The organism is Lacisediminihabitans sp. H27-G8, from assembly GCF_046156175.1.
In the GTDB taxonomy this organism is placed as follows: Bacteria; Actinomycetota; Actinomycetes; order Actinomycetales; family Microbacteriaceae; genus Lacisediminihabitans.
In genome coordinates, this window is the sequence record NZ_JAYLVL010000001.1 from 1 (window position 1) to 15404 (window position 15404).

Genomic DNA, 15404 nt, shown 5'->3' on the forward strand with positions numbered 1-15404 from the left:
AGACAGGTGATCGGGTCGAGCCTCGGCAAGCATCCGCAGCGCACGCTCACGAAACTCCGCCGGATAAGGGTTAGTCATAGTTCCATCCTCCAAAAGGAAAGAGCGGAACGATACCCAGGGCGATTCACAATCGAATTTGGCGGTCTCAAGGGGACGCGGTGGACACCCCGAGAGGGTGAGGATCCAGCAGGGAAGCAGCTCAACGCCGACGTCTACGTGTTCTGTGCTCACCTCGAAGAAGAACACTCGAAATATGATCAGCTCGATGTGAGTCAGTGGAGCTTCTTCGTCGTGCCGCGTGCGGCCCTAGTTGAGTACGGCGCTGAAAGGATCCGGCTGACCACGGTGCTGAAGATGTGCGGTGGGAAAACTGCATGGGAGAGCCTGCCGGATGCGGTCAGAAACGCTGCGGCTACTTCCTAAACGGTCTCGAACACGTTGGTTCGGGGACAGCATTCCGCATTGAGTCCGACTGATTGTGTGAATCGCGTCGGACTCCTGCACTCCCCCGGAATTGCTGGGAAGTACGGTGCTTCGTGGAATCTCGGGAGTTATCCCGTGGAATGGCTTTCGGAGCTATCGAAAAGTGGCCAATGATGGCGGGGCAAAATCAATTGTCCGAATCACCCACAGCAGTGAATTCAGCCGTTACCGGGCTGGATCTGAAGATGGGTCACGACAACTGGTCAACAGTTGTCTGACCCATTTTTTGTGCCCTGATGGAGCTCTTCTGCCCGATCGGCCACTGACAGAACATCGCGTTAACGCACGATCGGCCCGCCAGAGTGATTTCTGGCGGGCCGAACCGTTCGAGTGAGCATATGCACGAGCCGGGTGATGCGGGCGACCTGGCCTGGAGCTTGGATTGTCTCGTCAGCGTGCAGTGCTGGACCGTCCCTGCGCCGGAAGGTAGGGCGAAACAACCGCCCTGGAAAGAGCGAGACGCGCCCTATTCGACGGCGGCGGAGTCGTCCGCGAAGGTACCCGCGCGTTCGGCGACCTCCGGGTGCCGCGCCCGCAGGATCGCGTAACCGACGATCCCGATCACGAGGCCGCCGAGGAAGTAGTACGGGAGCGTGTTGAACGGGTAGGCCGGTACGGGGAAGACGTTTGCGTAGAACACGTAGGCGAGAGACGCCACTCCGATGACTCCCATCACGGTCGCGAGGAGCACGCGTTTGACGCCGAGCTTCTTGAGGAAGAACGGAGCCCCGACGCAGACCAGGGCGTAGCTCACCATGTAGCCGAAGACGCCGACCGTGTCGATGTAGGTGGTCGCTGACAGCGGCGCGACTCCCGTCGACAGCACCGCGATCGCCGGGATCGCGACGATCGGCACGATGAGCCAAATCGCTTTGGAGGGCGTCTTGTGCCGCGGATGAGCGTGGCCGAGGAAGGCGGGAAGAATGCCCTCGTTGCTCATACCGAACAGGATTCTGGCCCCCACCGTGATGCAGGCAACGACGACGGCGAAGAACGATGCACAGAAGCCGAAGTCGAGTACCGGCTGGAGGAATCCGAGGCCCCACTGGCTGGTGAGGTCATCCATGGGCGACGCGCTCTTCGCCAGCGCGGCGGCTCCCCCCTTGAACTGAGCCACCTGGGAGTAGGTCGCGAAGATGTAGAGGAAACCCGCGAGGATCGCGCTGCCCATGACGGCCCGCGGAATCGCGCGGAACGGGTCCTTGGACTCGGCTCCGAGTGATGCCGCGCTCTCGAATCCGACGAAGCCGAGGATGGCGATGACGACGGCGAAGACGATGCCACCGAAGGTCGACCCGGTCAGCGTGAACTGCGCGCTGTCGAAGACGTTGCCGCTCTTGAAGTAGATGATGACGAGGGTCACCGTGATGGCGATGATCGAGATGACCTCCAGCGTGGCGGATACCCGCGCCGACACGCGAACACTCGTGATGGTGAGGAAGATCGCCCCCGCGAGCAGCAGCAGATCGAGGATGATCTGCCCGAGGATCCCGTCCAGCGCCGTAACGCCGAAGTGGCCGAGGAAGGTCGAGAGGAAGAACCCGGCGCCACAGAGCGATCCAGCGGCGATTCCGATCACTCCGAGGAACAGCGCCCAGCCGGTGACGAATGATCCGGTCGGTCCGAGGGCGGGACGCACGAGCGAGTAAAGAGACCCCACCCCCGCCCGGCGGCGGGCGAAGGTGACAATGGAGAATGCGATCACCAGCACGATGACGGTGCCGACGAAGAACGAGAACCACGCACCGTTTCCCGCGGATGCCGCCATTTGGGCCGGCCCGAACGCGATGACGGCGCTGGGAGCGACATTGGCGACGCTTTGAGCCCCCACTTCGAAGGGAGAGACGCTGCGGCGGGCCAGGCCTCCGCTGTGATCGGTGGCGGGCGTTGAGACTGTGGACACTTCTACTCCGTTTCGATGGGGGTTGGGGAGCCGATAAGCAACTGCCGAAGGGCGCGTCCGGCGGCGAGGTCGGCTAGGGCCTCCGGCGCCTCGGACAGCGGGCGGCGCGCGGAGACGAGAGACTCGAGATCGAGCTCGCCCGACATGTAGAGGTCGACGAGCCACGGGATGTCCCGCTGCGGAACGACAGACCCGTAGTTTGATCCGAGGATGCGCTGATCGGCCTCGGCAAGAGCAAGGGGATCGAACCGGGCATGCTGCCCGGTGGGCGGCAGCCCCACGATCACGGCTGCTCCCCCGAGTCCGAGCGCGGCGATGGCCTGCTCCGTGGTGGAGATCTTGCCGATGGCATCGAAGACGTAGTCGAGACCCTCCGGCACCGCCTCCTTCAGCGCCTTCACGGCATCCGTGCTGCTGCTGTCGATGACATCCGTGGCACCGAGTCGGCGGGCGAGCTCCAGCTTCTCCGGCATGATGTCGACGGCGACGATGCGCGCGGCGCCGGCCAGTCGGGCGCCTTGAATGCAATTGAGTCCGACCCCGCCGCAGCCGATCACGGCGACGGTAGACCCCGGCTGCACATTCGCCGTCTTGGTCACCGCCCCGACCCCGGTGGCGACGGCGCAGCCGACAAGCGCGAGAACGTCGAGCGGGGCATCCTTGCGCACTCGAATAGCGCCGGAGACCGGTACGACGACCCGCTCGGCGAAGGAGGAGACGCCGAGGTAGTGGTGAAGGGTGCGGCCCTGCTGCGTCAGCCGGCTCGTACCGTCGTGCAGCACACCGAGGGGCGCAACCACCTCGGCCACCAGCACGCACTGCGCGGGCCTGCCGGCCAGGCAATATCGGCAGACACCGCAGGCGGGCACCCACGACAGCACGACGTGATCGCCGATCTCCAGATCGGTGACGCCCGGTCCGAGCGCGCTGACGACGCCCGATCCTTCGTGACCGAGTACAACAGGCGTCGAGATGTCCCAGTCCCCGGAGATGACGTGCAGATCGGAATGGCACACCCCCGCCGCGGTGATGGTCACCTCCACCTCACCGGCTTTGGGGTGCGCGAGATCCACTTCCGCGAGAACGGGCGTCGAACCCGGTGCTTCGAAAACGATGGCCTTCATCGCGGCACCCCAATCGAGTGCGGGACCGGAAGGCTTGCTAGTGCCAAGATGGCGGTGTCGGACATTGAGACCTCTTTTTCGGCGACGGCGGCGAGGTTTAGCAGCACTAAACTTTGATGCAGAGTGGCAGAGGCCGCGCGACTTGTCAACGATTCGCCGAAAATCGACCAGTAGGAGACGGATGCCGCACCAGCCCTCCGACCTGCGCGACACCTCCTCCGGCATGAACGAGGCAGGCCCGAGGCTCCGGCAGTTGCGCAAGTCCCGCAGACTGACCCTCCTCGAGGTCGCCGAGCGGTCCGGCGTGACCAAGGGATTTCTCAGCCTGCTCGAGCGCGGTCACTCGCGAGTCTCGGTGCCGACCCTGCTGCGTATTTGTGACGCGATAGGCATCACTATCGGCTCACTCTTCGACTATCCGGTCGAGACCGTAGTGCGCAAGGGGTCCCCGCTTGACATGGGCGGAGTCGACATCGATGAATACCTCTTGACCCCGCGGGATGAGGAACTGATCCAGGTGATGCGCACCCTGCTCCGACCCGGAGGAGGTTCTGCTGGTGCCTACGCCCTCGACGCCGTCACCATCTTCGCAATCGTGTTGCGGGGCGAGCTCGACCTCATCGTCGACTCGGTGCCCCGCCCACTGTCGGCCGGAGAGTCGACCACATTCTCTGCTCGTCTTCTGCACGAGTGGTCCAACGCGACCGATGCCGAAACGGAGGTGCTCTGGGTTATCGCGCCGCCACTCCCCCGTGACCTGCTGCCTCCGGCACTGCGCGGCTGAGCGATCCCAGCGGTTCAGGAATTCCGGCTGTAAGAAGGGACCGACGTCCCCTATCGCGGCTAGGCCTGCCCCGGCAGCAGCCCGAGCGTTGCCACCGCAGAGCGTTCCTCGAGCAACTCCGCCACCGAGGCATCGATGCGCGACCGGGAGAACTCGTCGATCGGAAGTCCGCGAACAACCTGCCAGTCCCCGCCCGATGAGGTTACGGGGAACGAGCTGACCAGCCCTGCCGGGACGTCGTACGAGCCGTCCGAAACGATGCCGGCAGAGGTCCACTCCCCCGTAGTCGTGCCGTGGACCCAGTCGCGCATGTGGTCGATGGCGGCATTGGCTGCGGATGCGGCAGACGAGGAACCGCGAGCCTCGATGATCGCCGCTCCGCGCTGGGCGACCGTGGGGATGAACTCGTTCTCGACCCAGCCCTGATCCACCGTGACGGGATCACCGGAGCGAAGCGCGTGGCTGAGATCCGGATACTGCGTGGCCGAATGATTGCCCCAGATGGCCAGGCGGGAGAGCGAGGAGACGGGCGCATCGAGGTGACGTGCGAGCTGTGACAGTGCCCGGTTGTGGTCGAGTCGGGTCATCGCGGTGAATCGTGAGGACGGTACATCCGGGGCGTGCGCGGCCGCGATCAAGGCATTGGTGTTGGCCGGGTTGCCGACGACCAGAACGCGGATATCGGCCGCCGCCGAATCGTTGATCGCGCGACCTTGCGGCCCGAAAATACCGCCGTTGGCCGCCAGGAGGTCACCGCGTTCCATGCCCGCCGTGCGCGGTCGGGAGCCGACCAGTAGCGCAACGCTGCTGCCGTCGAAGGCGTGCGTCGCGTCATCCGAGATGTCGATTGACGTGAGCAGCGGGAAGGCACAATCGTCCAGCTCCATCGCGATCCCCTCCGCGGCTCGCATCGCCGGCGGTACTTCGAGCAGTCGCAGCTCGACCGGGACATCCGGGCCGAGCATCTCGCCGGACGCGATGCGAAAGAGGAGGGCGTAGCCGATCTGTCCGGCTGCGCCGGTCACGGTGATTTTCACACTTCGACAGTACGCCGCTCGACCAGGAATGAAGGGCCGCAAGCCGAACGATCGGCCCGCCTCTCAGCATCCGAGGATCTTAACGGAACGCGCCGGATGCGGTGACTATGGACCTCGCCGCGATCGTGACGGACAATGTTGGCCAGCATCTTCGCAGCGCGGCGACCGAGAGGAGAACATGACATGAGCGGTGATCAGGCGGCACCGGCGTCGCGGGGCGTGTCAATCGAATTGCTCTCGGCGGTGGACCTCGGCCCCGAGATCGCGGGTATGGCGGGGCGCCAGCTGAGGATGCGAAAAGTGACCATCGACCCCGGAGGGGTCTTCGGCCCCGTGCACGACCACGTGGGCAGACCGGGCTCGGTCTATGTCCTGCAGGGAACGATCACCGACCACCGGGAGGGCGAAAGCACGGAGTACGGGCCCGGCCCGGGGTGGCCGGAAGACAGTGACACCGAGCATTGGCTGGAGAACACGGGCACGACACCAGCCGTCGAGATCTCGGTGGATATCGTGTCGGTGTCAACAGCCTGACGTGGGCCCTCCACCGACTTCCGCTTGTGCGGTAGCCGATCTCCCGGTGTTACGCCCCGAGACGCCGTGTGACGTAACGCTCGACGGATGCCGCGCGGTCGACCATATGGTGTGGCCATGACACTTCTCGACTCAGCCACAGCACCGACCTCTAGCGCGGTGGACCGTGCCGAACGACTCACCGCCGCCGGCGCCTCCTGGGGCTCACGCATCGCCGCCGACCCCGCACAGGCTCACCTCACCTACCGGGTGAAGGGCCGAGGCGAAGGCTCGGTGGCCTCCGCCATCACCGCAGGCAAGCACCGCTTCCTCGTGGACGAACCTGCCGCCCTCGCCGGTGATGACGTCGCCGCCAGTCCCGTCGAGATTGCGCTCGGCGCCCTCATTTCCTGCCAGGTCGTGGTCTACCGCCTCTATGCGCAGGCGCTCGGCATCCGGGTCGACGACATCTCGGTCGTTGCGGAAGGCGACCTCGACGCCAGCAAGCTGTTCGGCATCAATGAGGGCGTGCGTGCCGGCTTCAGCGACATCCGTCTCGACATCACCCTCACCGGACCGGAGTCGGACGAGCGGTACCAAGAACTGCGCGAGGTCGTCGACAAGCACTGCCCTGTACTCGACCTCTTCGCCAACCCCACCCCCGTGAGCGTCGCGGTGGTCAAGGGCTGACAGGCGCGAGCGCACCGCACATCCGTGTGCCGACGCCACGAGAACGGCCCGCCGGCGAAGTCACCGGCGGGCCGTTCTTCGGTCAGAAGGCGGGCTGGCTCAGATCAGAACGCAGCGTTGATGTCGACGATGTCGATGACCTTCTTGTTGATGAATTCCTGGATGCCGAGATTGGTCAACTCGTGACCATAGCCGGAGTGCTTCACTCCACCGAACGGGATGTCGGCCTTGACCATGGTCGGGTGGTTCACGTAGACCATCCCGGTCTCGATCTTGCGGGCCACCTTCTCCCCGTTGACCGTGTCCCTGGTGAACACGGATCCGCCGAGGCCGAACGGCGAGTCGTTGGCGACGGTGATCGCCTCTGCCTCGTCCTTCACACGGATGATGATGGAGACCGGGCCGAAGAACTCCTCGAAGTACGAGGGGTTCGCGCTGGTCATTCCGGTGAGGATCGTCGGCTGGTAGAAGGCGCCATTCGCGGGCACCTTCTCGCCGAGAGTCTCGGCGGTGGCGCCGCCGGCGATGGCCTTCTCGACTTGGACGGCCAGCTTGTCGGCGGCTCCCTGGGACGAGAGCGGGGCGAGGGTTGTAGCCGGATCCATCGGATCCCCCATCTTCAGCGCGGTGACTCCGGCGCGGTACTTCTCCATGAATTCGTCGAAGACCTCGTCGACCACGATCAAGCGCTTCGCGGACACGCAGACCTGCCCGGCATTCCAGTGGCGTCCGAACACGGCCCACTGCACTGTCTTGTCGATGTCGGCGTCGGCGAGCACCACGAACGCATCCGAGCCACCGAGCTCGAGGGTGCTCTTCTTCACGGCCTTGGCGGCGTACGCGGCGATGATCGCGCCCGCCTCCTCGCTGCCCGTGAGGGCGACGCCACGAACGCGGGGGTCATTGATGACGTACTCGGTGAGGTTGTGTGGGAGGTAGAGGTTCTTGAATGCCCCGGCTGGAAGACCCGCGCGCTCGAAGAGGTCGTCGAACATCGCGGCAGCCTGGGGTACGTTGCTGGCGTGCTTGAGCAGGATCGTGTTGCCGGCAAGCAGCTGCGGGCCGGCCACGCGAACCACCTGGTAGTACGGGAAATTCCATGGTTCGACGCTGAGAAGCACACCGAGCGGCTGGCTCACGATCTCGACCTCTCCCTCCGCGGCAAAAGCCACGGGCACGGTGATCGTTTCGAGCAACGACTCACCATGTTCGGCGTAGTACTGCAGGATGTCCGCCGACAGGTCGACCTCGGCCTCCGCCTCTCCGATCACCTTGCCCATCTCGAGGGTGAGGAGCTCCGCATAGCGACGTTTGTCGGCGCGCAACAGCTCGGCTGCCTTGGCGAGAACAGCCGTCCTGGTCGAAAAAGGGGTCTCCCTCCAGGCGAGGAACGCACTGTGTGCGGCAGCAATGGCAGCGTCGACCTCTTCAAGCGTCGCATCGGCGAAGGTCGCGACAGTTTCATTGGTGTAGGGATTGATCGTCTGATACGTCATGTCGAAGGACCATTTTCTGCAGCGGCGCTGCGTCGTCTTCGAGCCTCACATCGCTGCCGGACGCTACTAGGGACTTTGGGCCTTCAGCACTCCGTTCGAGCTCGGTTCACAGGCGAGTTGTCAGCTCAACGCGATCGAGAGCGAGCCCGACGCCCGGCCGGCGCGGAGGTCATCCACGGCGACATCGACTGTAGCGAAGGCGTAGACGGTGACCTCTGGCGCAAGCGCGAGGTGGTGGGCGGTCCGCAAAAAGGCATCCCCTCCGTCCTGGTTTTCGCCGTTACCGTTCGCAGATCGCGCTCGTAGAACAGGTCACGTTCGTTGTTCATGGCGGGGATGTCAGCCCGGTGGATGCCGGCAATGACGACGGTCCTGCCCCGCTCGGTGGCAGCGAGGGCCTGGGGAACGATCTCCCCGACGGGCATGGACTCTGCTTTTAAACCCAGTGCAGGGTGAGCTCGCGATCGATGCTCGGGACCTAGGTCCCTCGACTTGGATGGTGACCGGCTGTTGGACTGTAAGCCGTTCACCGCTGCGGCAACGGGCTGTCCATCGCCCGGGTCGTCGGTGAAACGCATCGCCACCCAGCAAGGGATCCCATGGAAACGTCGATCACCGCCACTCCTCCCAGCGCTCCCGGTGGAACGACGGAGCCCACTTCAGACACCACAGCGCCATCGGGCAGCGAGACCCCCGCATTGACCATCGGGCTGCTGAAGGAATCCGCGGCGGGTGAACGCCGGGTCGCCCTCGACCCCGCAGCCGTGAAACGACTCACCGCCGACGGTCGAGTCGTCTCCGTCGAGTCGGGGGCCGGAGCGAGCGCGGGCTTCGAGGATGCGGCGTATACCGAGGCCGGTGCGACAGTGGTTCCGCGAAAGCAGATCATTGCGACGTGCACGGTCATCCCCGTCCTTCGGTTTCCCGACGACTCACTCGCGGGGGCATTGCGATCCGGGCAGATGCTGGTGGGGCTCATCGATCCGCTCAATCACCTCCCCGGCATCACGGATCTCGCGGACCGGGGCGTCACCGCCGTCGCCCTCGAGCTGCTTCCCCGCACTCTCAGCCGTGCCCAGTCGATGGATGCGCTCAGTTCGCAGTCGAGTGCGGCCGGGTATCGCGCCGGAATCGTTGCGGCGGCGGCCTACAGTCGCTATCTGCCGATGATGATCACGGCATCCGGTACCGCGACCCCGGCAAAGGCCATGGTGATCGGTACCGGGGTGGCCGGGCTGCAGGCCATCGCGACGTTGAAGCGCCTGGGCGCGGTGGTCACCGGATACGACGTCCGGGCGGCATCGCGCGGTGAGGTCGAATCGCTCGGAGCCAAGTTCCTCACCTCGTCCGTCGCCCAGGGTGCCGGAAAGGGGGGTTATGCCCGTGCGATGACCGATGCGGAGCAAACCACCCAGCGGGCCGAACTCGCCAAGGCCCTTCTCGACTTCGACATCATCATCACGACGGCGAAGGTCCCCGGTCGCACTCCCCCTGAGCTGGTCTCAGAAGCCACCCAGAAGAACCTGCGCTCCGGAACGGTGTGCGTCGACCTCGGATCGAGCGATAAGGGCGGGAACGTCGCCGGTTCCATCGACGGCAAGACCATGGTCACGGCCGGAGGGGTCACGATCATCGGAGCGGGCGAACTCGCCTCCGACCTGCCGGCCTCCGCCTCCCAGATGTACGGGCGAAACGTCATCGCCGTCATCGCCTCCCTCGCACCGGCGAACCTTGTCGTGATCGACACTACGGACGAGGTGCACAAGAACATCGTCGTGAGTTACGACGGCACCGTCACCAACGCGGCGGTCCGCACGGCTTTGCAGCTCGACGCTCTCCCGGCAGAGCCTGAAGCATCGAAAGTGAAGGCATCATGATCGACACCCTGTTCGGCAATCTGGCCATCTTCATCCTGAGCCTCCTGGTGGGGGTCGAGGTGATCAGCAAGATCCCGTCCACCCTGCACACCCCGATGATGTCGGCCGCAAATGCCATCCACGGCGTGGTCATCGCGGGCGCGATCGTGATCGCGTCCGTGGCGAGCAGCCCGGCCGCCTACGTGCTGACGTTCATCGCCGCGGTGCTCGCGGCGGCGAATGTGTTCGGCGGTTACGTCGTCACCGATCGGATGCTGCAGATGTTCACCCGGCCGCATCCCGCCCCCACCGCCGCACCTGCCCCACCCGCCACGGGCGAAGAGGTCGCATCATGAGCATGTTCGAATTCCTCGTCGGAATCTTCTATCTGGGCGCGGCGACACTCTTCGTCGTCGGGCTGCACAAGATGCGCGCTCCCTCCACGGCCCGGCAGGGCAACCTGATCTCCGCCGGAGGTATGGCCATCGCCGTACTGACGACCATCGTGTTCGCCCTCGTCGACTTCGGCGGCAACGTGATCGGTTGGGGTGCCCTCGTGTTGGGGGCAGCAGTCGGCGCGAGCTACGGGGTCATCCGGGCGCGCACGGTGAAGATGACCGCCATCCCGCAACTGGTCAGCGTCTTCAACGCCGTCGGAGGTGGGGCCGCAGCGGCCGTGGCTTTCGCGGACTTCGTCGCCAACCTGAGCCGGGCATCCCTCGACCTCACGGTTTCCATTCCGATCGTGCTCGATGTGCTCATCGGCTCGATCACCTTCTCCGGTTCGCTCATCGCGGCGGGCAAGCTCCAGGGCATCATCTCCGGCAAGCCGCTCACCTTCCCGGGCGCGCGAGTGCTGAATGTGATCGTCGCCCTCATCGCGGTCGGCGCTGGAGTGCTGCTGCTCATCGTGCCGCCGAACCTTCTGATCCTCCTGGTCATCATGGTCGCCTCCCTCGTGTTCGGCGTGCTCATGGTGCTCCCGATCGGCGGGGCGGATGCCCCGGTCATCGTCTCTCTTCTCAACGCATTCACCGGGCTGGCCGTCGCCATGGCCGGCTTCGCGATCGACAACCAGGCGCTCATCATCGCCGGTGCCCTCGTCGGCGCAGCCGGCACCATCCTCACCCTGCAGATGGCCAAGGCGATGAACCGTTCGGTCGGGGCGATCATCCTGGGGGGATTCGGCACCGGTGACACGGCGACCGCGGGCGGAGCCGCCGCGGCCGATCTCACGAACGTGCGTGAACTCACCGCCGATGATGTCGCCATCCAGCTCGCCTACGCCCAGCACGTGATCATCGCGCCCGGTTATGGGCTCGCTGCCGCGCAGGCCCAGCACGAGGTCGCGGAGCTCGCCAAGTTGCTCACCGATCACGGGATCGACGTCAAGTACGCGATCCACCCCGTTGCCGGGCGCATGCCGGGCCACATGAACGTGCTGCTCGCGGAAGCGAATGTGCCGTACGAGCAGATGCTGCAGCTCGACGAGGCCAACGCGGCCTTCGGCAACTGCGATGTCGCGCTCATCGTCGGCGCTAACGACGTCTGCAACCCCGACGCGAGGAAGCCTGGCAATGCCGTCTCCGGCATGCCGATCCTCGATGTCGACCACGCTAAGTCGGTAGTGGTGCTCAAGCGGTCGATGCGTCCGGGCTATGCGGGCATCACCAATCCGCTGTTCACCGACCCGAAGACCGGCATGTTCTTCGCCGACGCGAAGAAAGGCCTGGCCGATATCACGACGGCGGTGAAGGAGTACGTCACCGCCTGATCCACCTCACGTTCACGACGACATCATCGCAAGAGAAAGCAGATTTTCATGAAAGCCGCACGTTTCCACGGACGCAAAGACATTCGCATCGACGACATCCCAGAACCAGAGCTGAGAGCGGGAGCGGTAGCCATCGACGTCGCCTGGTGCGGCATCTGCGGCACCGACCTGCACGAGTACCTCGAGGGACCCCTCTTCATTCCGCCCGCTGGTCACCCCCATCCTCTGACTCACGAGCAGGAGCCCGTGACGATGGGCCACGAGTTCTCCGGAACGATCTCCGCCCTCGGAGACGGGGTCACCGACCTCAGCGTGGGAGAGAACGTCGTCGTCGAACCGTATTTCGTCTGCGGTGAGTGTGCACCGTGCATAGCGGGCAACTACAACCTCTGCACGAAGATGGGCTTCATCGGTCTCGCCGGAGGCGGAGGCGGACTGGGCGAGAAGATCGTCGTGGACCGGCGGTGGGTGCATCCGATCGGCGACATCCCCCTTGACCAGGCCGCTCTGATCGAGCCACTGTCGGTGGGGCACCATGCCTTCGTGCGCAGCGGTGCGAAACCCGGCGACGTCGCCTTCGTCGGGGGTGCCGGACCGATCGGGCTCCTCCTCGCCGCCGTGCTCAAGGCCGAGGGGATCACGGTGATCATGTCCGAGCCCAGCGCCGCGCGTAAGGCGAAGGCCATTTCGACCGGGGTCGCGCATCACGTGATCGACCCGACGACGGACGATGTGGTCGCTCGGGTTCTGGCGCTGACCGACGGCGTCGGAGCGGATGTCGCGTTCGAGTGCACCAGCGTCAACGCGGTGCTCGATCAGCTCTACGACCTGGTGAAGCCCGCCGGTGTGATCGTCAACGTGTCCATTTGGAGCAAACCGGCCACTATCGACATGCAGAAGCTCGTGCTCAAGGAGATCGACCTGCGCGGCACCATCGCCTACGTCAACGATCACCCCGCGACCATCGCCCTCGTGCAGGCGGGAAAGGTGGATCTCCTGCCATTCATCACCGGCCGTATCACCCTCGACCGGCTCATCGACGAAGGATTCGACACCCTCATCGACCACAAGGAGACCGCGGTAAAGATCATCGTCAGCCCCGAGGTATCCGATGTCGCATGACACGACGGAAGACGGCTGGTCACCACAGGGCACGGTCGAGGAACTGTCCGATGCGGCGAGCTGGGATCTGCTGCGGGGCCGCAACTTCGGTCACCTGGGACTGAGCGAGGGCGACCGTCCGGACATCTATCCGGTCAACTATCTCTGTGACGGCGAGACGATCCTCTTCCGCACCGCCGAGGGGTCGAAACTCCGCGAGCTCACACACAATCGGCACGTTGTCTTCGAGGTGGATGCCGAGACAGACGGCGGTGTCTGGAGTGTCATGCTGAAGGGCCACGCAGCCCACCTGGATCTCGATCCCACCCTGACCGACCAGGAACTCGATTCTCTGCCGCCGTGGGTGCCGATTCAGACCTACGTCTACGTTCGAATCACCCCCGATTCTTTGCGTGGGCGACTGTTCGAGCATCGCCTGCCGATCGGACGGTTCTAGCAGTTCGATCGACTCGGGAGATGATGCGACTTCGCTTCGGTGAGACCCGCAACAACTCCCGACTCGATGCGGTTTAGGGCGTCGGCGGGTCAGTCCGCCCGGGGACGATGTCTAGGCTTGAGCACATGGCCACAGTGATCCTCGTGCGGCACGGTCGCACCACCGCGAATGTCGCCGGCGTGCTCGCGGGGCGAGCCGCCGGGGTGCGACTCGACGACCTCGGGCGTGAACAGGCGGGACGGGTCGGGACGCGTCTCGCTGCGGTTCCCCTCGTCGGAGTCGTCTCGAGTCCCCTCGAGCGCTGCCGGCAGACGGCACAGGCGATCATCGCGCACCGGGCCGATCTCGCCGGGATCGTTCTGGACAAAGGGATCACCGAGTGCGACTACGGCGAATGGCAGGGCAAAGCCCTCAAGGATCTCGCGTCTGAGGCGCTCTGGTCCGTGGTGCAGTCTCACCCCTCGGCGGCAATATTTCCCGGCGGCGAGTCGATGGCGACTATGCAGGCACGGTCCGTGGCCGCGATTCGGCATCACGATGCGGCGTTCGAATCGCAGCATGGGCCAGGCGCCGTGTGGGTGGCGGTGAGTCATGGCGACATCATCAAGTCGATCCTCGCGGACGCCCTCGGGATGCACCTCGACCTGTTCCAGCGGATCAGCGTCGGCCCGGCATCCGTTTCGATCGTGCGGTACGGGACGCGTCGACCCGAGGTCATCGGCACCAACACCGATTCCGGCGACCTCTCCTGGCTGCGCGCTGTCGCCCCGGCCGGGGACGCACCGGTGGGCGGCGGCGCAGGCAACGCTGAGGAACCACCCACATCCCCCTCGTAGGATGTGGGTATGCCAACCATCGTTCACGGTTTCGACTGGCCCGATCGGGTCGTCGTCGGCACCGTCGGTGAACCCGGTGCACGCACCTTCTACCTTCAGGCCCGGGCCGGAAGGCGAGTGGTCAGCGTCGGGATCGAGAAGGAGCAGTCCGCACTCCTCGCCGAGAAGATCGAAGAGATCCTCGACGAGCTGATGAACGCCGAAGGCAACCCGGCGAGCGTGCCGGTGGAGACTCCGATCGAGCTCGTCGACAATGATCCGCTCGAACAGCCCGTGGATGCCGAGTTCCGCACCGGGGTGATGAGCCTGGGCTGGGATCCTTCGACGGCCCAGATCGTGATCGAGGCCTACCCCCTCGTGGTGACCGAGGACGACGATGCGAGCCCCTTCGACCCGGAGCCCGTTGAGGTAGAGCCGGCGGAGATGCTGATGGTGCGGATCCCGGTCGGCACGGCTCGGGCCTTTGCGAAGCGCACTCTCGAGGTGGTGGGTGCCGGTCGTCCGATCTGCTCCGTCTGCGGGTCGCCGATCGACCCGGACGGGCACGTCCACACGCTTCCCGGCGATCTCTGACGATGCCCGCTGCCGACCTCCAGCATGGTGAGCTCGAACTCACGGGTCGCATCAGGACCGCGTCGAACGCGACCTTCCTCGCGCAGCTGGACGGCATCCCCGTGGTCTACAAGCCCATCGGCGGTGAGCGCCCGCTGTGGGACTTCCCCGACGGGGATCTCGCGAGCCGGGAGGTGGCGGCCTATCTGGTCTCCGAGGCCTTCGGTTGGGGTGTCGTGCCGCGCACCTGGCTCCGCGACGGCCCGCTCGGCACCGGGATGGTGCAGCTCTGGCAGGACGTCGATCCCGGCCAGGATGCCGTGGACCTGATGGCCACGGATGCCGTGCCCGACCACGGCTGGCGTCGGGTCTTCGACGGCACGGACCACGCGGATCGTGCGGTGACGCTCGTGCACGAGGACTCCCCCGCCCTGAGACGGATGGCCGTCTTCGACATCGTCGTGAACAATGCCGATCGCAAGGGCGCTCACGTGCTCGCGATGGCGGACGGACATCGCCACGGTGTGGACCACGGGCTCACCTTCCATGAGCAGCACAAGCTGCGAACGGTGCTCTGGGGATGGCTCGGCGAAGAACTTGCTCCAGAGGAGCTCGCCGGCATCGACCGCGTTCGATCGGCTCTCGCCGGGGACCTCGGAGCAGCCTTGGCCTCACTGATCACCGCCGAGGAACTGGCGGCTTTCGCCGGCCGATGCAACCGGCTTCTCGCCAAGGGGCGTTTTCCGGCGCCGCATGGCGAAATGCCCGCGATGCCCTGGCCGCTCTTCTAGCCGGAGC

The 15404-nt window shown here is 65.2% G+C and carries 17 protein-coding genes; 12 read left to right on the forward strand and 5 right to left on the reverse strand.

The window, feature by feature from the left end:
• A partial coding sequence (locus VLI63_RS00005; RefSeq protein WP_409154873.1) for a hypothetical protein occupies nt 1-423 on the forward strand: 423 nt, incomplete at its 5' end.
• Nucleotides 424-949: 526 nt separating this feature from the next.
• Here VLI63_RS00005 and VLI63_RS00010 read toward each other — a convergent pair.
• Together VLI63_RS00010 and VLI63_RS00015 are read right to left on the reverse strand one after the other, a co-directional pair.
• Nucleotides 950-2386, reverse strand: a complete 1437-nt coding sequence (locus tag VLI63_RS00010) for an APC family permease (RefSeq protein ID WP_409154874.1) — start codon at nt 2384-2386, stop codon at nt 950-952.
• Between the two features lie 2 nt (nt 2387-2388).
• Nucleotides 2389-3510, reverse strand: coding sequence for a Zn-dependent alcohol dehydrogenase (locus VLI63_RS00015; protein ID WP_409154875.1), 1122 nt, complete (start codon nt 3508-3510; stop codon nt 2389-2391).
• Between the two features lie 181 nt (nt 3511-3691).
• Here VLI63_RS00015 and VLI63_RS00020 point away from each other — a divergent pair, with 181 nt between their 5' ends.
• Entirely contained in the window at nt 3692-4294 is a 603-nt protein-coding gene (locus VLI63_RS00020; protein ID WP_409154876.1) for a helix-turn-helix domain-containing protein, read from the forward strand.
• Nucleotides 4295-4353: 59 nt separating this feature from the next.
• Here the strand turns inward: VLI63_RS00020 and VLI63_RS00025 are convergent, their stop codons facing one another.
• Complete coding sequence (locus tag VLI63_RS00025; protein ID WP_409154877.1) at nt 4354-5331, reverse strand: malate dehydrogenase; 978 nt, start codon at nt 5329-5331, stop codon at nt 4354-4356.
• Between the two features lie 183 nt (nt 5332-5514).
• On the opposite strand from VLI63_RS00025, the gene VLI63_RS00030 reads away from it, so the two are divergent.
• Both VLI63_RS00030 and VLI63_RS00035 read left to right on the forward strand, forming a co-directional pair.
• Nucleotides 5515-5865: a cupin domain-containing protein gene (locus tag VLI63_RS00030; protein WP_409154878.1), complete on the forward strand. Its 351-nt coding sequence runs from the start codon at nt 5515-5517 to the stop codon at nt 5863-5865.
• Nucleotides 5866-5982: 117 nt separating this feature from the next.
• Nucleotides 5983-6534 (forward strand): OsmC family protein, encoded by a 552-nt coding sequence (locus tag VLI63_RS00035; protein ID WP_409154879.1) that lies wholly within the window; start codon nt 5983-5985, stop codon nt 6532-6534.
• A gap of 104 nt (nt 6535-6638) precedes the next feature.
• Here the strand turns inward: VLI63_RS00035 and VLI63_RS00040 are convergent, their stop codons facing one another.
• Together VLI63_RS00040 and VLI63_RS00045 are read right to left on the reverse strand one after the other, a co-directional pair.
• Nucleotides 6639-8030, reverse strand: coding sequence for an NAD-dependent succinate-semialdehyde dehydrogenase (locus VLI63_RS00040; RefSeq protein WP_409154880.1), 1392 nt, complete (start codon nt 8028-8030; stop codon nt 6639-6641).
• A gap of 120 nt (nt 8031-8150) precedes the next feature.
• A complete protein-coding gene (locus tag VLI63_RS00045) occupies nt 8151-8279 on the reverse strand; it encodes a hypothetical protein (RefSeq protein WP_409154881.1) in 129 nt (42 codons plus the stop codon).
• A gap of 350 nt (nt 8280-8629) precedes the next feature.
• On the opposite strand from VLI63_RS00045, the gene VLI63_RS00050 reads away from it, so the two are divergent.
• From VLI63_RS00050 to VLI63_RS00085, 8 genes are all read left to right on the forward strand, one after another.
• Nucleotides 8630-9907 (forward strand): NAD(P) transhydrogenase subunit alpha, encoded by a 1278-nt coding sequence (locus tag VLI63_RS00050; RefSeq protein ID WP_409154882.1) that lies wholly within the window; start codon nt 8630-8632, stop codon nt 9905-9907.
• Nucleotides 9904-10242 (forward strand): NAD(P) transhydrogenase subunit alpha, encoded by a 339-nt coding sequence (locus VLI63_RS00055; protein ID WP_354575582.1) that lies wholly within the window; start codon nt 9904-9906, stop codon nt 10240-10242. The genes VLI63_RS00050 and VLI63_RS00055 overlap by 4 nt, the downstream gene beginning before the upstream one ends.
• Nucleotides 10239-11660 (forward strand): NAD(P)(+) transhydrogenase (Re/Si-specific) subunit beta, encoded by a 1422-nt coding sequence (locus VLI63_RS00060; RefSeq protein WP_409154883.1) that lies wholly within the window; start codon nt 10239-10241, stop codon nt 11658-11660. The genes VLI63_RS00055 and VLI63_RS00060 overlap by 4 nt, the downstream gene beginning before the upstream one ends.
• Nucleotides 11661-11708: 48 nt before the next feature.
• On the forward strand, nt 11709-12782 hold the full coding sequence (locus tag VLI63_RS00065; RefSeq protein WP_409154884.1) for a 2,3-butanediol dehydrogenase: 1074 nt from the start codon (nt 11709-11711) through the stop codon (nt 12780-12782).
• A complete protein-coding gene (locus VLI63_RS00070) occupies nt 12772-13218 on the forward strand; it encodes a pyridoxamine 5'-phosphate oxidase family protein (RefSeq protein ID WP_409154885.1) in 447 nt (148 codons plus the stop codon). Before VLI63_RS00065 ends, VLI63_RS00070 begins: the two co-directional genes overlap by 11 nt.
• A gap of 125 nt (nt 13219-13343) precedes the next feature.
• Nucleotides 13344-14054 (forward strand): histidine phosphatase family protein, encoded by a 711-nt coding sequence (locus VLI63_RS00075; RefSeq protein ID WP_409154886.1) that lies wholly within the window; start codon nt 13344-13346, stop codon nt 14052-14054.
• Nucleotides 14055-14063: 9 nt separating this feature from the next.
• Nucleotides 14064-14627, forward strand: a complete 564-nt coding sequence (locus VLI63_RS00080; RefSeq protein ID WP_409154887.1) for a DUF3090 domain-containing protein — start codon at nt 14064-14066, stop codon at nt 14625-14627.
• Nucleotides 14628-14629: 2 nt separating this feature from the next.
• The gene (locus VLI63_RS00085; RefSeq protein WP_409154888.1) at nt 14630-15397 is read left to right on the forward strand and encodes an SCO1664 family protein; all 768 of its coding nucleotides are present in this window, start codon (nt 14630-14632) and stop codon (nt 15395-15397) included.
• Nucleotides 15398-15404: the final 7 nt, after the last annotated feature.